The 22,236-nt window shown below is 58.4% G+C and carries 20 protein-coding genes; 10 read left to right on the top strand and 10 right to left on the bottom strand.

Features of this window, described 5'->3' with window-relative positions; all coding sequences use genetic code 11:
• Positions 1-115: 115 nt before the first annotated feature.
• Positions 116-1,315 carry a cytochrome-c peroxidase gene (locus AC2FLA_RS09995; RefSeq protein ID WP_496721882.1) on the bottom strand — a complete coding sequence of 400 codons (1,200 nt, stop codon included), beginning with the start codon at positions 1,313-1,315 and terminating at the stop codon, positions 116-118.
• 84 nt (positions 1,316-1,399) lie between these two features.
• Here AC2FLA_RS09995 and AC2FLA_RS10000 point away from each other — a divergent pair, with 84 nt between their 5' ends.
• A complete protein-coding gene (locus AC2FLA_RS10000) occupies positions 1,400-1,870 on the top strand; it encodes a tetratricopeptide repeat protein (RefSeq protein ID WP_496721884.1) in 471 nt (156 codons plus the stop codon).
• 33 nt (positions 1,871-1,903) lie between these two features.
• Here AC2FLA_RS10000 and AC2FLA_RS10005 read toward each other — a convergent pair whose 3' ends face one another.
• The 6 genes from AC2FLA_RS10005 to AC2FLA_RS10030 are packed head-to-tail and all read right to left on the bottom strand — an operon-like array spanning position 1,904 to position 7,478.
• A complete protein-coding gene (locus AC2FLA_RS10005) occupies positions 1,904-2,965 on the bottom strand; it encodes a TRAP transporter substrate-binding protein (protein WP_058272641.1) in 1,062 nt (353 codons plus the stop codon).
• Positions 2,966-2,989: 24 nt separating this feature from the next.
• Positions 2,990-4,279 (bottom strand): TRAP transporter large permease, encoded by a 1,290-nt coding sequence (locus AC2FLA_RS10010; protein WP_058279679.1) that lies wholly within the window; start codon positions 4,277-4,279, stop codon positions 2,990-2,992.
• Complete coding sequence (locus tag AC2FLA_RS10015; protein WP_496721886.1) at positions 4,280-4,867, bottom strand: TRAP transporter small permease; 588 nt, start codon at positions 4,865-4,867, stop codon at positions 4,280-4,282.
• A gap of 51 nt (positions 4,868-4,918) precedes the next feature.
• Positions 4,919-5,434 (bottom strand): flavin reductase family protein, encoded by a 516-nt coding sequence (locus AC2FLA_RS10020; RefSeq protein ID WP_496721888.1) that lies wholly within the window; start codon positions 5,432-5,434, stop codon positions 4,919-4,921.
• Positions 5,434-6,324 carry an aldo/keto reductase gene (locus AC2FLA_RS10025; RefSeq protein WP_496721890.1) on the bottom strand — a complete coding sequence of 297 codons (891 nt, stop codon included), beginning with the start codon at positions 6,322-6,324 and terminating at the stop codon, positions 5,434-5,436. The genes AC2FLA_RS10020 and AC2FLA_RS10025 overlap by 1 nt, the downstream gene beginning before the upstream one ends.
• Complete coding sequence (locus AC2FLA_RS10030; RefSeq protein WP_496721892.1) at positions 6,324-7,478, bottom strand: LLM class flavin-dependent oxidoreductase; 1,155 nt, start codon at positions 7,476-7,478, stop codon at positions 6,324-6,326. Before AC2FLA_RS10030 ends, AC2FLA_RS10025 begins: the two co-directional genes overlap by 1 nt.
• A 106-nt stretch (positions 7,479-7,584) precedes the next feature.
• Between AC2FLA_RS10030 and AC2FLA_RS10035 the strand changes: the two genes are divergently transcribed.
• The 5 genes from AC2FLA_RS10035 (at position 7,585) to AC2FLA_RS10055 (ending at position 13,229) form a co-directional block, all read left to right on the top strand.
• Positions 7,585-8,295 (top strand): GntR family transcriptional regulator, encoded by a 711-nt coding sequence (locus AC2FLA_RS10035; protein WP_496721894.1) that lies wholly within the window; start codon positions 7,585-7,587, stop codon positions 8,293-8,295.
• 12 nt (positions 8,296-8,307) lie between these two features.
• The gene (locus AC2FLA_RS10040) at positions 8,308-9,405 is read left to right on the top strand and encodes a Gfo/Idh/MocA family protein (protein ID WP_496721896.1); all 1,098 of its coding nucleotides are present in this window, start codon (positions 8,308-8,310) and stop codon (positions 9,403-9,405) included.
• Positions 9,406-9,564: 159 nt separating this feature from the next.
• Positions 9,565-10,719, top strand: coding sequence for a phosphoserine transaminase (locus AC2FLA_RS10045; protein WP_496721898.1), 1,155 nt, complete (start codon positions 9,565-9,567; stop codon positions 10,717-10,719).
• Between the two features lie 58 nt (positions 10,720-10,777).
• Positions 10,778-12,373 carry a phosphoglycerate dehydrogenase gene (serA, locus tag AC2FLA_RS10050; protein ID WP_496721900.1) on the top strand — a complete coding sequence of 532 codons (1,596 nt, stop codon included), beginning with the start codon at positions 10,778-10,780 and terminating at the stop codon, positions 12,371-12,373.
• Between the two features lie 118 nt (positions 12,374-12,491).
• Positions 12,492-13,229 carry a metallophosphoesterase family protein gene (locus tag AC2FLA_RS10055; RefSeq protein ID WP_496721902.1) on the top strand — a complete coding sequence of 246 codons (738 nt, stop codon included), beginning with the start codon at positions 12,492-12,494 and terminating at the stop codon, positions 13,227-13,229.
• Here AC2FLA_RS10055 and AC2FLA_RS10060 read toward each other — a convergent pair.
• The 3 genes from AC2FLA_RS10060 to AC2FLA_RS10070 all read right to left on the bottom strand — a co-directional run bounded on the left by AC2FLA_RS10060 (position 13,216) and on the right by AC2FLA_RS10070 (position 16,905).
• Positions 13,216-14,733 carry a malonate--CoA ligase gene (locus AC2FLA_RS10060; RefSeq protein WP_496721904.1) on the bottom strand — a complete coding sequence of 506 codons (1,518 nt, stop codon included), beginning with the start codon at positions 14,731-14,733 and terminating at the stop codon, positions 13,216-13,218. The genes AC2FLA_RS10055 and AC2FLA_RS10060 overlap by 14 nt on opposite strands.
• Before the next feature lie 82 nt (positions 14,734-14,815).
• Positions 14,816-15,520: a histidine utilization transcriptional repressor HutC gene (gene hutC, locus AC2FLA_RS10065; protein ID WP_496721906.1), complete on the bottom strand. Its 705-nt coding sequence runs from the start codon at positions 15,518-15,520 to the stop codon at positions 14,816-14,818.
• 29 nt (positions 15,521-15,549) lie between these two features.
• The gene (locus AC2FLA_RS10070) at positions 15,550-16,905 is read right to left on the bottom strand and encodes a formimidoylglutamate deiminase (protein WP_496721908.1); all 1,356 of its coding nucleotides are present in this window, start codon (positions 16,903-16,905) and stop codon (positions 15,550-15,552) included.
• A gap of 81 nt (positions 16,906-16,986) precedes the next feature.
• Here AC2FLA_RS10070 and hutI point away from each other — a divergent pair, with 81 nt between their 5' ends.
• From hutI to hutU, 4 genes are read left to right on the top strand one after another with little or no spacing between them, the layout of a single operon-like run.
• On the top strand, positions 16,987-18,192 hold the full coding sequence (gene hutI, locus AC2FLA_RS10075; RefSeq protein ID WP_496721910.1) for an imidazolonepropionase: 1,206 nt from the start codon (positions 16,987-16,989) through the stop codon (positions 18,190-18,192).
• On the top strand, positions 18,192-19,727 hold the full coding sequence (hutH, locus tag AC2FLA_RS10080) for a histidine ammonia-lyase (protein WP_496721912.1): 1,536 nt from the start codon (positions 18,192-18,194) through the stop codon (positions 19,725-19,727). Before hutI ends, hutH begins: the two co-directional genes overlap by 1 nt.
• Positions 19,727-20,545, top strand: coding sequence for an N-formylglutamate deformylase (gene hutG, locus AC2FLA_RS10085; RefSeq protein WP_496721914.1), 819 nt, complete (start codon positions 19,727-19,729; stop codon positions 20,543-20,545). The genes hutH and hutG overlap by 1 nt, the downstream gene beginning before the upstream one ends.
• Positions 20,542-22,224, top strand: coding sequence for a urocanate hydratase (gene hutU, locus AC2FLA_RS10090; protein ID WP_496721916.1), 1,683 nt, complete (start codon positions 20,542-20,544; stop codon positions 22,222-22,224). The genes hutG and hutU overlap by 4 nt, the downstream gene beginning before the upstream one ends.
• The last annotated feature ends 12 nt before the right edge of the window (positions 22,225-22,236 follow it).

Below are 22,236 nucleotides of genomic sequence, written 5' to 3' on the forward strand. Positions count from 1 at the left end.
TCGACAACGCATACGGCGACAGAAACCTAATCTGCACATGCCCCCCAATGGACGCTTACGAAGAAGCCGCAGAGTAAAAACGCGAAACAATCCCCCGCCTCAGCGGGGGTTTTTCTTAGGGTGAGAAGTCAGCGGGTACGCCAAAGGGTGGCGTGTCTATGCTGGTTCCGGTCAGGGCGTGCAGAAATGTGACGAGGCTGCTGATCTCTGTTTGCGATAGTTTCACCGGAGCGATGTCGATCTTGCTGCGCACACGCTGCATCTCAAACTGGTCCTGCCAAACAACAAAATCTGCCTTTTGCAGCCATGGTACACTGGGTAATTGCGCCATTTCGGGTGCCCAGTTTGCGAAACTGGACACAGGGTCTAGGTGATGACGAATCATGCTTTCGAGATCCGGGAAAGCGCCGTTGTGGCCATAAGGTGCGGTCAGGGCCACATTGCGCAGCATCGGAGTGCGGAAGCGATAGGCATCCTCTAGCCGGTCACTTTCGCCCATACGTCCAACGTCCCTGACATAAGGGTCCCACTGCCGGGTGCGGCCGGGACCAAATGGTGGCAGGGCCAGAGCGTGGAATTTTTGATCGGACATCAGCGGGCCGGAATGGCAGTTAGAGCATTGCGCCTTTCCGTAGAAAAGATTCATTCCGTTCTTTTGAGTCGGCGACAGGGCATTTGTGTCCCCGGCCAGATACAGATCAAATGGGCTGTCAGTGCTGCGCCATTCGGTGGCCATGAACGCCGCCAGCGCGTTGGCGATTTGTGTGATCGAGATGTCTTCGGTCGTGTCGACCTCGTCAAAAGCAGCGACCATTGCCGGGCCATAGTGCGGATCGGTGCGGACGCGTTTGGCCAGGATCGGCCAGCCCTTGTCGATGCGATCATGGACCGCGCCCGTTACCTGGTTTTCGGCGACATTCCCGGCCATTTCGAATTGCGAGGTCAGTGGGAACAACGCTTGCGCGGCCAGCAGCGAATTCAACCCGTCTGGCAACCATTCCTGCGCAGGCGAGTTGAAGCCGTTGCCATACACGTCTGAAATACTCAGGCGGCCATCATGGAATACCGTATGAATGTCTTTTGCCCCAAGGTTCCATAAACCCGGCGAATTGCGCGGAATACGTTTGCGGATTTTTTCCGCTCTGGTACCAGGGGTTCGGTCTGGGCCGAGCCCCTGACCACCCTCGCCAATACCCAGCGACAACCCGTCGGACGTGCCGAAATCCGGGTGATGGCAATGGGCGCAGGTGATGTTCTGATTGCCGGACAGGATCGGATCGTAAAACAGTTGATGACCGATGGCGGCCTGTTCCATATCAAAGGCGATGAAGTCATTATCCGTCAGCGGGCGCGGTAATTCCTGCGCTGCCGCCGCACCGACGAAAAGGAAAACAGCCCCATGCGCCAGTTTGTATTTGCCCTTTGCTGTCTTGCGACCCCGGCGCTGGCCGAACTGGAGCAGGCCCGTGACATGATGGAGGCCGGCGCGTTCGAGGCCGCGCGCGAGGAACTGATGCCCGCTGCCCGATCGGGCAATGCCGAGGCAGAGGAACTGATTGGCGTGATGTACGGCCTTGGGCTGGGCGTCGAGCAAGACTATGAAAGGGCGTTTGAATGGTATTTGCGCGCCTCGATGAAAGGGCATCCGGGGGCGCAGTCCGGCGTTGGCTGGTACTATGAGTTGGGCCTGGGCATGCCCGCGCCTGATTTTGTGCGGGCTTACATGTGGTACACGCTCAGCGCTATTGGCGGCGATCCCGATGCGGCGATCAGCCTTGAGGAAGTGGTCAAAAAAATGTCGCCGGAACAAATCGAAAAAGCGCATGTTCTAGTTAACGACTACAAAGGGTGGATGTACCCGTTTCGGTAAGGGGGTCGGGCCAATGGCCCGACCGAGTTTCACTTAGTTCAGGTCCGCATCGCGGGATGCGTTGATCTCACCTTCGGCGATGGACACGGCCTCGGTCAGCGCGGCAAAGATCTCATCCCCACGGGCCACGTTGGACTGGAACCACTCGTAAACTGGTGTCGCTGCGTCTTTGAACGCGGCTTTCTGTTCGGGAGTTGGAACGTACAGATCACCACCACCTGCGACGAAATCTTCATAGGCCTGGATCGACTTGCGCTTGGGCGATGCAAAGGTCGCTTGCTGCAGGGCATAGAACCCATCCACCACAACACGGCGCAGTTCTTCGGGCATCTCCTGGAACTTGGCATTATTCATCCACCACAGTGCACCCATGTAGGCGTGGCCGTCCAGCGTGACGTATTGCAGGCCCGCATCCGGGAACTTCATGCCCATGATGTCGGTGATGCCGTTCTTGGATCCCTCAACAACGCCAGTCTGGAAACTGGTGAACAGTTCCGGCCACGGGATCGGGGTGGGCGACGCGCCCAGAGCCTTGACCAGTTCCTGAGGCAGGTCGGCGACCACGGTGCGGATTTTCAGGCCTTCCATGTCGGCAGGTTCTGCGATCCGGCGTTGCGTGTTCGCGAAGTTCCGCCAGCCACCGGTATTGCCGATGGTCATCAGGCGGATCGCACCGCCGGAATCCTCCAGCGCCATCTCGCGCATTGTGCGGGTGAAATCACCAGATAGTACACGCTCGGCCACGCGGTCATCCGCCATCAGGTAGGGCAGGTCGAGAACCTGCACATATGGGAAGATGCCCGACGCGCCACCAGAGGTGGAGATGTAGATGTCGATTGTGCCATCAGCCACACCCTGCAGGCATTCGGCGCCATTCGAACAGAGTTGCGTACCGATGAACAGCTCCACCTCAATCGCGCCGTTTGAGGCCGCTTCGACATAGTTCTTGAAGACGATCAGGCCGTCATAGTCCTCGTCGTTTTCGTTTGAGTTTGCGGTCGCGCGCAGCGTGTAGTCAGCCGCAGTGGCCGCAATGGCGGTTGCGGCAACCAGCGACGTCGCTAAGGCTGCTGTTTTGATAAATCTTCCGAGCATGCGTTTCCTCCCTGTGATACTCAGTCAGTTTGCAAATCCCGTTATGCGCGGGATCGTCATGGATAGTGCGGGGATATAGGTGATCAAAAAGATCACTATGATTTCGACAGCCAGAAACGGCAGGATCGCCTTGGCGATCGTCTCGACCTTTTCGCGCGACACGGCGGCGGCCACGAACAGGACCAGACCCATGGGCGGCGTGGCCAGACCAACGGTCAGGTTGACGCTCATGATGATGGCAAAGTGGATTGGATCGACGCCCAGGCTGGTGAAGATCGGCGCAAGGATCGGGCCAAGGATGATGATCGCGGGACCTGCGTCCAGGAACATGCCAACGACAAACAGCAGCAGGTTGATCAGGAACAGCAGGATCAGCGGGTTTTCTGACAGGCTGAGGATCAACTCGGCCAGTTGTTCGGGCGCATGGCTGAGACTGACCACGGTTTTGAAGGCCATCGCCGCGCCGACCAGCAACAAAACGACGGCCGAGGTCAGACCCGCATTGCTGAGAATTTCAGGCACCTCTTTCAGCGTCAGCGTGCGCAGGACAAAAAAGCCGATGAGGAACGCATAGCCAACGGCGACCGCCGCGGCCTCGGTTGGGGTGAAGATACCACCCAGAATACCGCCCAGAATGATGACAGGTGTCAGCAGGGGGAAGAACGCTTTGAGACTGGCCTGACGGCGCTCGCCCCAGGTGTATTTCCGGCTGGCGACGGGGAAGTCGTATTTGTCGGCCATCACCTTGATCATCAGCATCAAGCCGACGCCGACCATCACGCCGGGCACGATGCCGGCAAGAAACAGCGCGGCCACGCTTTCGCCCATGACATAGGCGTAGATGATCATGATGCCTGATGGTGGGATGATCGGACCAATCACCGAACTGGCCGCCGTGATCGCAGCGGCGAACTTGCGGGTATAGCCCTGTTTCTCCATCGCTGGGATCAGCATTGAACCCAGCGCCGACGTATCGGCCACGGCTGAGCCTGACAGCCCGGCAAACAGGATCGAACTCAACACATTTACATGCGCCAGACCGCCACGGAAATGACCCATCAGGGCTTGGCTGAACTCAACCAGACGGATTGTGATGCCGCCGCGGTTCATCAGCTCTCCGGCCAGCATGAAGAAGGGGATGGCCATCAGAGGAAAGCTGTCCATGCCGTTATAGACATTGCGATACAGCAGCGTGATGTCGGCTGTCTGACCGTTCAGCCACAGCAGAATGCCGGGCGCGGCCAGCAATGCGAAAAAGACCGGCAGACCGATCAGCAGAAACACCAGAAATGTGGGTAGGAACCATATCAGCATTTATTCGGCCCCCACAGGTGCATCGGCAATATCCGGCAGCAGATGTCCACCGCCCAACAGGGTTACGACGGCGCGCAGGATCAGCTCGATATTGACTGAGATCAGCAGGACGACCCCAACCAACAGTGAGGCCATCATCCAGCTGCGCGGAATGCGGTACCACTCGTCAAACCCAAAGGACGTTGGCAGATACAGCGCAGCGGTGGCGAACTTGCCGCCAAACCCGGTGACCTCGGACCAGCCGATTTTGACGGCCACCAGCAAAACGGCCAGCGAAACCAGCAACAGCAGGATGTTCAGGGTTTGCCCAATCCCACGCGGCAGCATCAGGGGCACCATGTCGATGGCGACGAACCCGCCGCGCCGAAATGCCGTGGGGGCCATCAGGCCCGTCATCCATAACATGCAGAACCGCGCAGCCTCATCCGGCCAGGGCAGCGCGTTGCCCAAAACGTATCTGAAGAACACCTGTATCAAGATTGCGATTACCATCAGTGCAATCGCAACGACACCAACCGCGCGGCCCAATCGCAGCGCGGTTTCATTTACAAACGCGATCGGCGCAAGCACCGACGTCAATCCGCCCATGCGGATCCTCCCTTTTCAGCCGCGAGAATTCCCGCGACAGTTATCCCGCGGTTATTGATGCGCGAATTGGCCGAGCTTTCCGGCGTAGAATGTCAGTGCGTCTCCCTCTGCCATACTGGCACGCAAAACCTTTCCAATAACGATAACGTGGTCGCCGGCATCGTGATACGCGTGCTGTTCACACTCGAAACGCGCCAAGCAATCAGGCAGCAGCGGGGTTCCGTTTTCACATCGGTCGTGGTCGATATCCTGAAGCGCAAACGCGTCTTTCGAGCATCCGAAGCATAACTCGGCCTGTTCCGCTGACAGGACGTGAACGCTGAAATGCCGCGCCCCTTGGAAATAACGGAACCGGCGAGAGTTGCGGTCGCCCGCCCACATGATCAGCGGTGGATCGAGAGACAGGGACGAGAAACTGTTGGCCGTGATGCAGATCGGCCCGTCAGTGCTGTCACACGTAACAACGGTGACACCAGTGGCAAAACGACCAAAAGCGTCGCGCAGGGTTCGGGTGTCTTCCCTGTGGGGAACGAATGTGTGGGTCATATCCTTTGAGATTGCGTTCATCATGGTACCTCATGCCCCAGTGCCGCCTCGTACAGACGGAACCAGCTTTCGCGATCCAGATTGACTTTCAGTGCGTCGGAAATGCGTTTGATCCGGTCCAGATTGTTGGTGCCCAGAACCGGCAGGATGCCAGCGGGGTGCGCCAACAGGAACGCCACGGCGACAGCGGCGCGATCTACACTAAACGCTTCGCCAATTTCATCCGCAACAACCCCGACCGGAGGGTTCCCGGCCATCAGCAACCCACCACCCAGCGGCGACCAGGCCATCACCGGCTGACTATGCTGCTGATGAAAGGCCAGATCGCCATTGGTAAAGGGCTTGATCTCGCCCAGCGAAATCTCGATCTGGTTGGTCACCAATTGGGTTTTCATCGCCGATTGCAGCAGTTTCCAGTCCCACGGGCGGAAATTGGACACGCCAACGGCGCCGACCTTGCCGCTGGCGACAACCTCATCCAGCGTGGCACCGGTTTCGTGATGATCCATGAACGGATCGGGACGGTGGATCAACAGAAGGTCGATATGGTCAATCGCCATTTCGGACAGCGATGTCTCAACCGATTTCAGGATATGCGCGCGTGAGGTGTCGTAGTATTTCGCCTTCGCGTCCGCATACCGGCCCATTGGCGCGACGATGTCACATTTGGTGACGATCTCCATCCGTTGACGCAGGCCCGGATTTGCGCGCAGGGCGTTGCCCAGAACGGCCTCGGCGGCATATCCGCCATAGATATCGGCCTGATCAAAAGTCGTGATGCCCTGATCCAGACAGGCCTCAATCTTGGCCTCGACATGGCCTGCCGATGTATCCGTGTCGTCGCCCAGTCGCCACATGCCATAGACAAGGCGGCTCATGTCCAGCGAGTCAGATAGTTTTACACGTTGCATCAGCGGCGAACTCCGTTGCCCAGCGGCGTGGCCGGGGTATTTGCAGGGACCCTTCCGTAGGCTTCGGGAAGGGAACAGGTTTTCAGGTTAGGCATAACACGGCTGCCAAAATGGCGGGCCTCGTCCATGTGAGGATAGCCCGAGAAGATAAAGGCGCGGATGCCCATCTTCTGATATTCTTCGATCTTGGACATGACCTGATCGGTCGACCCGACCAGTGCCGCACCGCACCCGGAACGTGCACGACCTACACCGGTCCACAGGCCGGGTTCGACATAGCCATATTCATCCGCCAAATCGCGGTTTTTGGATTGATGCGCCACGCCCAAAGACGTTGCATCCAGCGCCCGTTCACGAATTGCCCGGCCGTATTCATCATCCAGTTTTGAGACGATGTAGTCGGCGTATTCCTGCGCTTCGGTCTCGGTATCGCGTACAATCATGTGCACGCGCAGGCCGTAATCCAGTGTGCGGTTGTAGTTTTCCGCAACCGCATGCACGGCTTTCATCCGTTCGGCCAGTTGATCCTTGGTTTCCGGCCACATCAGATAGACGTCGCAATGTTCACCGCACAAATCCAAGGCGGACGGGGAATAGCCCCCGAAATACAGCAGCGGCCCGCCGGTTTGATAGGGTTTCGCCGGGTCGGTCGTCAGGCCCGAAAAGTTGTAGACCTCACCGGCATGGTTGATCTCATCCTGCGTCCACGCTTGTTTTAGAATCTCGACCACTTCGCGCGAGCGTTGATAGCGATAGGCGCTGTCGGCTTTCTCTCCGGGAAAATCGGATGAGATAATGTTGACCGTCAACCGCCCCTTTAGCATGTGATCCAGCGTTGCGATGGTGCGAGCCAGCATAATCGGTTGCATCTCGCCGCAGCGGACAGCGGCCAGCATGTTGATCTTGTCGGTGATCGGCGCACAGCCTGCCACAAAGCTCAGCGTGTCTTGCCCCACCTGATAGGACGACGGGCAGAGGATATTGCGAAAACCCTGCGCCTCGGCCTCTTTCACGATGTCCGAGCAGTGGTCCCAGCTGGATCGCAGGTCACCATCGGGCATTCCAAGAAACTGGTAATCGTCCGAACACAGCGCCGCGAACCATGAAACCTCGGCCGCATCCAGATCGGGTGAGGTGATGGGGACGATGGTCATCTGATTCGCTCTCCACGTGGCTATGACTTTCCTCTTGCGTAGCAATCACATTGATGTAGATCAATGGTGTATCAATTTTTCCTGCGACTGAGTGAAGCGCCAAAAGATGTCGTCAGCCAACCGAAACCCGAACGCCCTGCCGGTTTATGTTCAGATTGCCGAGCTTCTGATCCGCGACATCGCCGCCGGTCGGCTGATCGATGGTGAGCGTTTGCCGCCCGAACGGGATCTGGCGTCGGAACTGAAGGTATCGGTAGGGACCCTGCGAAAATCGCTGGCTGAGCTTGAGAAAAAGGGGATGCTGGAGCGTATTCAGGGTTCGGGCAATTATGTACGTGAGACCGGAACGCAAAACAGCGTCTATGCAATGTTCCGACTGGAGCTGCCTGAAGGCGGTGGGTTGCCGCGGGCGGATATCCTCTCGGTTGACCACCTGAAAAAGCCTGTGGATCTGCCGCGCTTTGGTTCCTCAGAGATGGGTTCGCGGGTGCGTCGAATGCGGTATCTGAATGACACAATTATCGCGGTTGAAGAAATCTGGCTGGATGAGTCCGTCGGTCGGATCGATCGGCACCTGCTGTCCGACTCGCTTTACCGGTATTACCAGCACCAGTTGGGGTTTTGGATAACGCGGGCAGAAGACAGGGTTTCGCTTGGGGCGCTGCCGGAGTGGACGCCTCCTGATTTCACCAAGCCGGCCGGAGAAACGGTTGGCTATATCGAACGGTTCAGTTGGTCTGAGCGATCTGAACCCGTCGAGTTTTCAAAAACATGGTTCGACCCCGATCGGGCCACCTATGTCCAACGACTGAAATAAGAGGAACTGCGCATGACCCGGACCATTCACTACGGGCTGATCGGATGCGGTATGATGGGGCAGGAACATCTGCACAATATTGCCCTGCTGGACGACACGCATGTTTCAGCGATTTTCGAGCCGGATGCCGAGATGGCAAAAGTCGCAAAAGCGATTGCGCCTGATGTGGTGATGGTGTCGTCGGTTGAGGAATTGCTGGCGGTCGACGATCTGGATTGCGTTGTCATCGTCAGCCCGAACCACCTGCACGTGAATCAGATCGAAGAGATTGCTCGGACGCGCCCATTGCCATTGTTGGTGGAAAAGCCCCTTTTCACTGATCCGGCGGATGCCGCGCGGCTTGAAGTGATCCACCGCGGCTATCCACACCCGATCTGGGTGGCGATGGAATACCGCTATATGCCACCGATTGCTGCGTTGATCGCCGAGGTCGAGGCCACGGGCGGTGTTAAGATGCTGTCGATTCGCGAGCATCGGTTTCCGTTTCTGGAAAAAGTCGGCAACTGGAACCGGTTCAACCGGAATACCGGCGGAACATTTGTCGAGAAGTGCTGCCACTTCTTCGACCTGATGCGTTTGATCCTGCAATCCGATCCGGTTCGCGTTACAGCAAGCGGCGGGCAGGCGGTCAACCATCTGGATGAGGACTATGAGGGCGAAACGCCGGATATCTTGGACCATGGCTACGTCATCGTGGACTTCGCCTCGGGCGCGCGCGCGATGCTAGAGCTGTGCATGTTTGCCGAAGGATCACGGTATCAAGAGGAAATCTCGGTCGTTGGGCCAGACGCCAAGATCGAAGCGTTGGTGCCGGGGCCGGGGCGGTTCTGGCCGGATCATCTGGGCACCCCGCCGGTCCCGCAGATCATCGTCAGCCCACGTGCCCCAAAAGGTCCGGTCACCAAAGAGATCCCCGTCGATCCGCGTCTGTTGGCGGCCGGGGACCACAATGGATCGACCTTCTATCAGCATCAGGGCTTTCTGGCGGTTTTGCGGGGTGAAAAGGCTCAGCCGGACGTCACCCTGAACGATGGGCTTTGGGCCGTTCGCATCGGGTTGGCGGCACAGCAGGCGTTGGAAACCGGAGAGACTGTGCGCCTCTCGTCTTGATGCCGATAGGAAACCTGCGTTCCAGATACGCACATAATCGGGTGTCGTTTTTGGCGCCCGATGCGTCTTTTCCGCTTGCTGGGCGTCGTTCGAGGCAATAGCTCTGCCTGTGGGACACCCCTCCCCAACGAGGGGCGTGTATCTGTAAGGGTAATACACATGAGAATTAAACAACCGGCGACGCGGCCGGCAAATCCGCGTTTTTCCTCGGGCCCCTGCGCCAAACCCCCCACATTTGATCTGACCAAACTGGCCGATGCCGCGTTGGGCCGGTCGCACCGTGCTGCGGTCGGCAAGGACAAGCTGAAGACCGCGATCGAAGGCACGCGCGAAGTGCTGGGCATCCCTGCGGATTACAAGATCGGGATCGTTCCCGCCTCGGACACTGGCGCGGTTGAGATGGCCCTGTGGTCGCTGTTGGGCGAACGCAAGGTCGAGATGTTGGCCTGGGAAAGCTTTGGCTCTGGCTGGGTGACCGACGTAGTCAAACAGCTGAAGATCGACGCCGAGGTGAAGACCGCGGATTACGGTCAGCTCGTTGATCTGGCCTCGGTTGATTTTTCCAATGACGTTGTCTTTACGTGGAACGGCACCACCTCGGGCGTCCGGGTTCCCAATGGCGACTGGATCGCGGATGACCGTCAGGGTCTGACGATCTGCGACGCGACCTCGGCTGCGTTTGCGATGGACCTGCCCTGGGACAAACTGGATGTGACCACCTTTAGCTGGCAGAAAGTGCTGGGCGGTGAAGCGGCGCACGGGATGTTGATCCTGAGCCCCCGTGCAGTTGAGCGGCTGGAAAGCTACACCCCCGCATGGCCCCTGCCGAAGATTTTCCGCCTGACCAAGGGCGGCAAGCTGATCGACGGTATCTTTACCGGTGCAACGATCAACACGCCCTCGATGCTGGCGGTTGAAGATTACCTTTTTGCGCTGGACTGGGCGCGCTCGGTTGGTGGTTTGCAGGGCCTGATCGCCCGTGCGAATGCCAACGCTAGTGCGGTTCACGCGTTCTGCGACCAAAACGACTGGATCGCCAATCTGGCAGAGGATGCGGCGACACAGTCGAACACTTCGGTCTGCCTGAAGTTCACCGACACACGCATTCAGGACGGTGCGACATTCGCCAAGGCCGTGGCCAAGCGGCTCGAGGCCGAGGAAATCGCATTGGATATCGGAGCCTACCGCGACGCGCCTGCGGGCCTGCGTATCTGGTGCGGTGGCACGGTTGAAACCTCGGATATCGAGGCGATGTTGCCCTGGTTGGCATGGGCCTTTGAGGCCGAGATCGCGGCCCAGACAGAAGCTGCCTGACCCTTTTTACCGGGCCGTCTCAGGCCCGGATTTTTCATGACATTCAAGGACCACAAACATGGCCCCCAAAGTACTCGTATCCGACAAACTCAGCGAAACCGCCGTGCAGATCTTCCGCGACCGCGGCATCGACGTGGATTTCATGCCCGACCTGGGCAAGGACAAGGACAAGCTGGCCGAGCTGATTGGCCAATATGACGGTCTGGCTATCCGTTCGGCCACAAAGGTCACGCCGACACTGCTGGAAAAAGCCGACAATCTGAAGGTTATCGGCCGCGCTGGTATCGGCACCGACAATGTCGATAAGGATGCCGCGTCAAAAAAGGGTGTGATCGTCATGAACACGCCATTCGGCAACATGATCACCACTGCCGAACACGCAATTGCAATGATGTTCGCCGTCGCGCGTCAAATCCCCGAGGCCAGCACGTCCACCCACGCGGGCAAGTGGGAAAAGTCCAAATTCATGGGCATCGAGCTGACCAACAAGACCCTCGGCGTCATCGGTGCGGGCAACATTGGCGGTATTGTTTGTGAACGTGCTCTGGGCCTGAAAATGAAGGTCGTCGCCTACGATCCCTTTCTTGGCGAAGAGAAAGCCGCCAAGATGGGCGTCGAAAAGGTCGAGCTGGACGAATTGCTGGCCCGCGCCGATTTCATCACCCTGCACGTACCGCTGACAGACCAGACCCGTAATATCCTGAGCCGCGAAAACCTGGCCAAGACCAAGCCTGGCGTGCGCATTGTCAACTGCGCCCGTGGTGGTCTGGTCGACGAAGAGGCGCTGGCCGAGATGCTGCAATCCGGGCATGTCGCAGGGGCCGCGTTTGATGTCTTCAAAGAAGAACCGGCAAAGGACAACCCGCTGTTCAACTTGCCGAACGTCGTTTGCACGCCACACCTTGGCGCAGCAACGACCGAGGCACAGGAAAATGTTGCCCTGCAGGTGGCTGAACAGATCTCGAACTATCTGCTGACTGGCGCGGTGGAAAACGCGCTGAACATGCCCAGCGTCACTGCCGAAGAAGCCAAGGTCATGGGTCCATGGATCAAGCTGGCCGGTCACCTTGGCAGCTTCATTGGTCAGATGACCGATGAACCGGTTAAGGCAATCAACATCCTGTATGACGGAGTCGCGGCTGAGATGAACCTGGCTGCCCTGAACTGCGCCGTGGTTGCCGGGATCATGAAAAAGTTCAACCCGGAAGTGAACATGGTGTCGGCCCCGGTTGTAGCGAAAGAGCGCGGGATTCAGCTGTCGACCACCAATCAGGACAAGACCGGTGTCTTTGACGGCTACATCAAAGTGACTGTGGTAACCGACAAGCGCGAACGCTCGATTGGGGGTACGGTTTTCAGCGATGGCAAACCGCGCTTTATCCAGATCAAAGGCATCAATATCGACGCCGAGGTCGGTGCCCATATGCTCTATACCACCAACGAAGACGTTCCGGGTATCATCGGCGCGTTGGGTCAGACCATGGGCGAGAACAACGTAAACATCGCTAACTTTACCCTGGGCCGTGCCGAGGCGGGCGGAGAAGCGATTGCGCTCCTTTATGTGGACGAGCCGGTTCCCGCCGAAGCGCGGGCGAAACTGGCGGAAACCGGGTTGTTCACTCAGATCAAACCGCTGGAATTTGACGTAGCATAAGATTCTGTCCGAAAATTGTGACCTTGGCGATGCCCGTGCAAAAAATGTGCGGGCATTGTCTTTTTTCTGCAACCGAGTTGTTGCACAAAGTGACTGACATATTTCAAGAGGTAGCGTTTTGAGCATCCCAATTTACGCGGTCGGCGATATCCATGGGCAAATGGGCATGCTGCAAAACGCGCTATACCGGATCGAGGCGGATGGCGGGCCGGATGCGCGTGTTGTCTTTCTTGGGGACTATGTGGATCGTGGCCCGAACAGCCGGGAGGTTCTGGATCTGCTGATCGAAGGGCGCAAGGCGGGGCGGAACTGGGTCATGGTCAAAGGCAACCATGACCGGATGATGGTCCGTTTCGTGCAGGATTGCGAGATCGCAGACAAGCAGTTGCCGATCACTTTGAACTGGCTGAATCCCCGGCTTGGGGGCCAAGAGACGCTGGCATCCTACGGTGTCGAGGTCACGGACAATGACCGGATCTTTCAGGTTCACGAACGGGCCTGCGCCGCTGTGCCGCCGGAACATTTGGATTTTATCAATGCTCTGCCTGCCTATCATCAAGAGGGTGAGCTTTTGTTCGTTCACGCGGGCATCCGACCTGGTATCCCCTTGGCGCAGCAATCCGAGGATGATCTGGTTTGGATACGACAAGAGTTCTTAATCGAATCCAGCCCGTACCCTTGGCTGATCGTGCATGGGCACACACCCGTGGATACGGCGGAGCATTGCGGCAATCGTGTCAATCTGGACGCAGGGGCAGGTTATGGTCGACCACTGGCCACAGCAGTGTTCGAAGGGCGTCAGTGCTGGTTGCTGACGGACGCCGGCCGGGCCCCGTTAGAGCCTAATCCGCGGTAAACATATCTTTGTAAAGCTCGCGCAAGGCGTTCTTTTGCACTTTCCCCATGGTGTTTCGGGGCAGCTCATTCAGCACGATCAGTTGGCTGGGATGTTTGAACCGCGCCAGTTGGTTCTGAACGCTGGCCATAATGGCATCAAGGTCAGGCGCTCGGCCTGGTTCTGCAACCAGAATACCCAGAACGGTTTCGCCGAAATCAGCGTGTGGCACGCCAATTACGGCGCTTTCCAGCACACCGGGCTGGTCGTCCAGCACCAGTTCGACCTCTTTGGGGTAGATGTTGAACCCGCCCGAAATAATCAGGTCCTTGCCGCGACCCACGATGTGTACGTAACCATCCACGTCCACGCGTCCGAGATCACCGGTGATAAAGAACCCGTCTTCGCGCAATTCCGCAGCGGTTTTTTCGGGCATTTGCCAATAACCTTCGAAGACGTTTGGTCCGCGCACTTCGATCATTCCTATCTCGCCTTGCGGTAATGCCTCGCCGGTTTCAGGATCGGTTACCTTTAGTTCGACACCCGGCAGCGGGAACCCGACAGTTCCTGCGCGACGTTCACCGTCATAAGGGTTCGAAGTGTTCATATTGGTTTCAGTCATCCCATAGCGTTCCAGGATTCGGTGTCCGGTCCGGTCCTCGAACCGTTCATGCGTCTCGGCCAGCAGGGGGGCCGAACCCGAGATGAACAACCGCATGTGCTGCGCCAGATCACCGGTGAACCGATCATCCGCCAGCAATCGGGTATAGAAAGTCGGCACGCCCATCATCGAGGTCGCATTGGGCATCAGGCGCAGGATGTCATCCAGATCAAACTTCGGCAGAAAGAGCATCGACCCGCCCGAGGCCAGAAGGATGTTTGTAGCTACAAAAAGCCCGTGGGTATGAAAGATCGGCAAGGCGTGCAGCAGCACATCATCCTGCGTAAACCGCCATTCGTCCACCAGCGTCTCGGCATTGGACAGCAGGTTGGCTTGTCTCAGCATCGCACCTTTGGAGCGCCCGGTCGTGCCAGAGGTGTAGAGGAATGCGGCAAGATCACCTTCGGTCCGCTTGACTGGTTCGAAGGCAGGAAGCATACCCAATGCCCGCCGCATCAAGCTGCCCGACCCATCTGCGTTGAGCGTCTCTAACCTGGCGTTTTGCGCCTCGGCGATGGGCGTCAGTTCCGCTTGTTTGGCGGCATCGCAAACCACCAGCGCAGCCCCACTGTTTTCGATGAAATAGCAAAGCTCGCCGGATGTGTAGGCCGTGTTCAACGGCAAAAAGATCAGCCCGGTTTGCGCGCAAGCCGCGTAGAGCGCCAGCGCTTCTGGTGACTTTTCCACCTGAACAGCAACTCGGTCTCCGGGCTCAAGCTCGTACCCGTTCAAAGCGTTAGCGATTCGGGCTGCCGTGTCCAGAAAAGCCGCGTGGGTAATGGTCTGGCCGTCGGGCAGAAGAAGGAAAGGTGTATCCTTGCCTGCATGGATGCCAAACAACCGATCATAGAGTGGGTTACCCATCCCATATTTCCTTCGCGCAGGATCAGAATACGCTGAATCTGGCGTGGATTAGGGGCACGGTAAAGCAGAAATCGCGGTCAGCTCAGAACTGAGTGGTCATCCGGTACCCGGCGGCGAAGTACATCTTTGCAAAGGTGACAGGCTGGCCCTCAAGCCATGTGATCCGTTCGCCCGTGAACACCGGCTCGCCGATGGGCAGATCCAGGAATGCGGCCACAGATTCATCGGCGCGACTGGCCAGGAAACTCAGCTCGACATTGGTGAAGGGAACGGTCTGTATAAGCCATTCATTCGGGCCTATTGAGGCGAAGTCCGCATTCACCACCTGCGGAACCGAGTCTATGACGATCCACCGGTCTTCGTATTGAAACGGAGTATTGCCGTTAAAATGCATGCAGCGAACATGCATCACGTGTTGGTCCGGTTTCAGCGCCAGTCTTGCGCACAGCCAATCGGGCGCTTGGCCGGCAACTGATGAGACCAAAGCATAACGATAGATTCCGCCCAACGCCTCAACCTCGTCCCGCACCTTGGGGATCGTGAAACGGGCCTGCCTTTGCGGCGCGCTTAGAACCCGTGTACCGGCTTTGCGGCGACGCTCCAGAAACCCTTCGTCCGCCAGCTCTCGCATTGCGCGGTTCACGGTGGTTCTGGTGCACGAGAATTCGACGGCAAGATCCTGTTCGTTGGGCAACAGCGAATCCGGCTGCCACTCACCCGACCGAATGCGCGCCAGCACGGTTTCCTTGATGTCCCTGTAGCTGGTGGTTTCGTTCGGTTGGGTCATGGTGCCTCTGGTTACCTGGATAAGGTCGTTTAGACGTCGGCCAAAAGATCGGCAATCGCCGACCGGTACGCGGGAATGACCCGATCCCGTTCTATGTGGCGGCCTTGCTGCACCATGTGGCGCCCCGCCGACCAAAGATCCGTCACCAGCCCATCCGGCGCTGCAAAGCACAGACCGTCCAGCACCTGTTCGTCAGTCAGCGCGCAGATCGTGGGATGAGATCGGTCGATCGCCACAAAGTCAGCCAGCTTGCCGACCGCGATTTCCCCGGCATTTCGTCCCAATGCCTGCGCACCCCCTTGTACGGCCCCTGTATATAACGCCTGGCCGACAGAGCCTTCGTTTTTGACCAAAACCGTCCGCGCATGGTCCCGCAAGCGTTGGGAATATTCCAAAGTCCGCAGTTCTTCAGGCAGAGAAATTCTCACGTTAGAGTCTGATCCTACGCCAAAGCGACCACCTTCTTCGACATAAACTGCACCGTTGAAAATACCGTCGCCCAAATTCGCCTCGGTAATCGGGCACAACCCGGCAACGGCGCCCGAACGCGCAACGGCGCGTGTTTCGGCATCTGTCATATGAGTTGCGTGGATAAGGCACCACCGGTCATCGACGTCGACATGGTCCAGCAGCCACTCGACCGGCCGCTGTCTAAGCGCGGCCTCTACATCGGCCACTTCCTTTAGCTGTTCGGCGATGTGGATGTGGACGGGACCATTAGGAGTGGCATTCAGAACCTTGCGCAAATCCGAAGGCGATGTTGCCCGCAGAGAATGCGGGGCGATACCGATCACGGAATCCGCATGTGGTGGGGCTAAACGGCATTCCTCGACCAGGTTCAGAAACTGATCCACAGAATTGTCAAAGCGTAACTGACCGCCCGCCAAGGGTTGTTGTTCGACACCGCCGTAGGTGTAGAGAACCGGAAGGTGCGTCAGCCCGATTCCAGTTTGGGTGGCCGCGGCAAATATGCGTTGACTCAGTTCCGATACGCGGTCGTAGCGTCCGCCGCCCGGCTGGTGATGGACATAGTGAAACTCACCGACCGAGGCATATCCGGCCTCTTGCATTTCCAGATAGACCAAAGCGGCAATGGCCTCTACGTGATCCGGCGTCAATTTGTCCAGGAACCGGTACATCAGGGTGCGCCAGGTCCAAAAGCTCTCGTGCCCGGCGGCGCGCACTTCTGTCATACCGGCCATAGCGCGCTGAAAGGCGTGGCTGTGCAGGTTTCCCAAGGCTGGCAGCAAGACATCAACCTGTGTGTCTCCGGATCGCGCGGTCGTTTGTGATTCCAGGCTTTGGATCTGACCGTGCGCGATTTCTACCCGCAAGTTACTGATCCAATCAGAGCCTAATAAAGCCGTTTTCGCATGGATGGTCATCGCATTTCCATTTTGTGTAGACTTTAAACTTTTATACGTATACGAAAAATCTAACGACAAAGGGAGCCCAAAAGAATCGATATGGTCAAAAAATCTGTCCTTTTGAGCACGCGGGTGGCGACCATGGACGATGGCGCCGAACCTTATGGGATGGTTCAGGACGCAGCACTTGTTGTTGATGGTGAGAAAATTGCCTGGATCGGGCCTCGGAATGCACTGCCTGCAGACTATTCTGACTGGCCGAGCGTGGATTATGGCGACCGTCTGATAACGCCGGCGCCAATCGACGCCCACACACATGTCGTTTTTGGTGGCAACCGGGCGGTCGAGTTCGAAATGCGCCTGAATGGTGCCTCGTATGAAGAGATCGCGCGCGCAGGTGGTGGGATTCTGTCGACGGTCACAGCGACCCGTTCGGCCAGCGAAGAGGCCCTGTTAAAGGATGCCCTGACGCGAGTGGACGCCCTGCTGACCGAGGGCGTGTCGTGCATCGAGGTCAAGTCGGGCTATGGTCTGGACACCGACACAGAGCTCAAGATGCTGCGCGCCGCGCGCCGGATCGGCGAAGTGCGCCCGGTGCGAGTGAAAACAAGTTTTCTAGGAGCACATGCGGTGCCGCCTGAGTTTCAGGTGCGCGCTGATACCTACATTCGCGATGTGTGCATCCCGACTCTGCGTTTGGCGCATGAAGAGGGGCTGGTGGATGCCGTTGATGGCTTTTGCGAGGGGATCGCCTTTGATCCGTCTCAGATCGCTAAGGTCTTTGATGTGGCGAAAGAACTGAACCTTCCCGTCAAGTTGCATGCAGAGCAGCTTTCGAACCTCGGAGGGGCAGCCCTGGCGGCTTCGTACGGGGCGTTGTCGGCAGATCATATCGAATATCTGGACGAGGCTGGCGTGGCCGCCATGGCACAGGCCGGAACCGTGGGTGTGCTGCTGCCGGGGGCGTTCTATACGCTGCACGAAACACAGGTGCCGCCGGTTGAACTGCTGCGCCAGTATGGGGTGCCGATTGCGCTGGCGACGGATTGCAACCCCGGCTCGTCCCCTCTGACGTCGCTTCTGCTGACCATGAATATGGCTTGCACCTTGTTCCGCCTGACGCCGGAAGAGGCATTGGCTGGCGTGACCCGCAATGCGGCGCAAGCCTTGGGCCTGACCGACACTGGCACAATAACTGAAGGCAAACGCGCGGACCTGACGGTATGGGACATCACGAACCCAGCCGAGCTGTCCTATCGGATCGGCTTCAACCCGCTGCACGCCCGCATTTTCGGAGGTTTGTAATGAAGACCCTGTCGCTTGTGCCCGGTCAGGTCACGCTGTCGGATCTGTCCGAAGTGTATTGGTCGCAGCCCGCAGTATCGCTGGATGACGGGTGCAAACCCAAGGTGGAGGCTGCAGCCAAACGCATTCTCGAAGCTGCGGCCGGGGAAGACCCGGTTTATGGCGTTAACACCGGGTTCGGAAAACTGGCCAGCCACAAGATCGCGGCAAAGGATACTTCGACCCTTCAGCGCAACCTGATCCTCAGCCATTGCTGCGGCGTTGGTTCTGCCGTGCCTCGGCGTGTCACCCGGTTGATGATGACGCTAAAGCTGTTGTCTTTTGGACGCGGAGCATCGGGTGTGCGTTGGGAGCTGATCGAGCTGTTGCAGCAGATGCTGGCCAAAGGCGTGACCCCGGTTATTCCCGCGCAGGGGTCGGTCGGGGCCTCGGGCGATCTTGCGCCCCTGGCGCATATGACAGCCGTAGTCATCGGCGAAGGTGAAGCCGAGGTTGACGGAACCATCCTGCCGGGGGGAAAAGCGCTAAAATCAGTTGGATTAGAGCCTATTCAACTCGGTCCAAAGGAAGGGCTTGCCTTTATCAACGGCACGCAATTCTCGACTGCTTTTGCGCTGGCCGGTTTGTTCGAAGCCTGGCGTGCAGCGCAAAGCGCGCTGGTCATCTCGGCCCTGTCGACGGATGCGATCATGGGGTCGACTGCGCCCTTGCAACCCGAAATCCATACCCTGCGCGGGCACCGCGGCCAGACCGAAGCCGCCAGCGCCATGCGTGCCGCACTGGCCGGGTCCGAGATCCGCGAAAGCCACCGGGACGGCGACACGCGCGTTCAGGACCCATATTGCATCCGATGCCAGCCGCAGGTCACCGGCGCGGCCATGGATGTCATGCGCCAAGCGGCCACCACGCTTGAGATCGAGGCGAACGCGGCCACCGACAACCCGCTGGTTCTGACTGAGGCGGGTGCCATCGTTTCAGGCGGGAACTTCCATGCCGAACCCGTTGGCTTTGCCGCAGACATGATTGCACTGGCGGTGTCCGAGGTCGGCGCGATTGCGCAGCGGCGCATTGCCTTGATGGTCGACCCGACGCTCAGCTTTGATCTGCCGCCGTTCCTGACGCCTGATCCCGGCCTGAACTCAGGTCTGATGATTGCCGAAGTCACGACCGCCGCCTTGATGAGCGAGAACAAGCACCTTGCCAATCCTTGCGTGACTGACAGCACACCGACCTCGGCCAACCAGGAGGATCACGTGTCGATGGCTGCACATGGTGCGCGGCGTCTGACGCGGATGGTCGAAAACCTGAACTACATTCTTGGTGTTGAGTTGCTTTGCGCCGCTCAGGGGGTGGAGTTCCGCGCACCGCTGGCAACCAGCGAACCGTTGCAACGGGTCATGGATAGGGTACGGGCAGAGATCCCAACACTGAACGAAGACCGCTATTTGGCACCCGATCTGGAAACATCCAAGTGCCTGGTGGCTGAGGGTGACATCCTTGGGGCAGTGGGTGCCCAGATGCCGGGGCTGTTCTGATGCAGGTGTTCAGCGTTCAGCGCGGGGACGGTCCCATTGTGCTGGGCCAGCCTCATGGCGGAACTTATGTGCCAGACGAAACAGCGGTCCGTCTGAATGACAACGGGCGCGGTTTGGCCGATACAGATTGGCACATAAATAGGCTCTATAAAGAGATATTGGATGATGTCACTGTCGTGCAGTCGCATGTTCATCGCTACGTCATCGACGCCAATCGTGATCCGTTCGGCGCCTCGCTATATCCGGGCCAGAATACCACCACACTTGTGCCTCTGACCGATTTCGACGGGCAGCAGATCTGGAATGACGGGCAATCACCATCCGAGGATGAAGTCGAAGATCGACGGCGCAAATACCACGCACCTTATCACGCTGCCCTTCTGGATGAACTGAACCGCGTGCGGGATCGGCACGGTGTGGCGATCTTGTTTGATTGCCACTCGATCCGGTCGCTGATCCCGTTTCTGTTCGAAGGCGAATTGCCGGTGTTCAACACTGGAACCAATGATGGGCTGACGTGCGACACGGCCATTGAGCAAGCCGTGCACGACGTGGCGAGCAAGGCCGAAGGTTTCACTTCGGTCCTGAATGGCCGGTTTCGCGGGGGATGGACCACCCGCCACTATGGTCGCCCTTCTGATGGCATACACGCCATCCAGATGGAGATCGCGCAGCGGGCTTACATGGACGAGACACCCCCGTGGACATGGCGCGAGGACCGCGCTGCGAAACTGCGCCCCCATTTGAAAACCATGCTGACCCGCCTCAACGATCTTGCCCTCTCGGGCGCATTGACCAGACAAGGAGCCCAGAAATGAGCGATCCGCGCAAAAACACCCGCGACATCTATCCACCGACCGGCCCTGAGTTGAACGCCAAAAGCTGGGTAACCGAGGCGCCGCTGCGGATGCTTATGAACAACCTTCACCCTGATGTGGCCGAGAACCCGCACGAACTGGTCGTCTATGGCGGCATCGGCCGCGCGGCCCGCACGTGGGAAGATTTCGACACTATTGTTGCCGGTTTGAAGGATTTGGAGGAAGACGAAACGCTGATCGTCCAGTCCGGCAAGCCGGTCGCGATCATCCGCACGCACAAGGATGCGCCGCGGGTGCTGATCGCCAATTCCAATCTCGTTCCACATTGGGCGACCTGGGATTACTTCAACGAGCTCGATAAGAAGGGCCTGATGATGTACGGCCAGATGACCGCTGGCTCGTGGATTTACATCGGTACGCAGGGTATCGTTCAGGGCACCTATGAGACCTTTGCCGAGGCAGGGCGTCAGCACTACGACGGTGACCTGACAGGCAAGTGGATTCTGACCGGAGGTCTGGGTGGAATGGGCGGCGCGCAACCGCTGGCGGCCGTGTTCGCAGGCGCCTCATGTCTGGCTGTTGAGTGTAACCCGGACAGCATCGATTTCCGCCTACGGACCAAATACCTCGACGAAAAGGCCGAAACGCTGGACGAAGCGCTGGAGATGATTGACCGCTGGACCAAGGCTGGCGAAGCGAAGTCGGTTGGTCTGCTGGGCAATGCGGCAGAGGTTTTCCCCGAGATCTATGCTCGGATGCAGGCGGGCGGGATGCGTCCTGATATCGTCACCGACCAAACCAGCGCGCATGATCCGATTAACGGTTATCTGCCATTGGGCTGGACTATGGGAGAGTGGCGCGAAAAGCGTGAAACAGACCCTAAATCGGTGGAAAAAGCCGCTCGCGCTTCGATGAAGCAGCATGTCGCGGCGATGGTGGATTTCTGGAACGCGGACGTTCCGACGCTGGATTACGGCAATAACATCCGGCAGGTCGCTCAGGATGAGGGGCTTGAGAACGCCTTTGCCTTCCCCGGCTTTGTACCCGCTTATATCCGCCCGCTGTTTTGCAAAGGCATCGGCCCGTTCCGCTGGTGTGCTCTGTCGGGCGACCCCGAGGACATCTACAAAACCGATGCCAAGATGAAGGAACTGTTCCCCGAGAATGAGCACCTGCATCGCTGGATCGACATGGCGCAAGAGCGGATCGCGTTTCAGGGTCTACCTGCGCGTATCTGCTGGATTGGATTGGGTGACCGACACCGGGCTGGGCTGGCGTTCAATGAGATGGTCGCCAATGGCGAGCTAAAGGCGCCGGTGGTGATCGGACGCGACCATTTGGACTCGGGGTCTGTGGCCAGCCCCAACCGCGAGACTGAGGCGATGCTGGATGGCTCGGATGCGGTCAGCGACTGGCCGTTGCTGAATGCGCTGATCAATACGGCGAGCGGGGCGACATGGGTGTCTCTGCATCACGGTGGTGGCGTCGGGATGGGCTTTAGCCAGCACGCGGGCGTCGTGATCTGTGCCGATGGCACCGAAGATGCCGCGCGTCGGTTGGAAAGGGTTCTCTGGAATGACCCGGCCTCGGGCGTTTGGCGCCATGCGGATGCTGGGTATGACCTCGCGAAGGATTGTGCGCGGGTCCACGGGCTGCGTCTGCCGGGTATTTTGGGATAGTTCGAAACAGAC

Source organism: Ruegeria sp. CDSA033 (genome assembly GCF_059612305.1).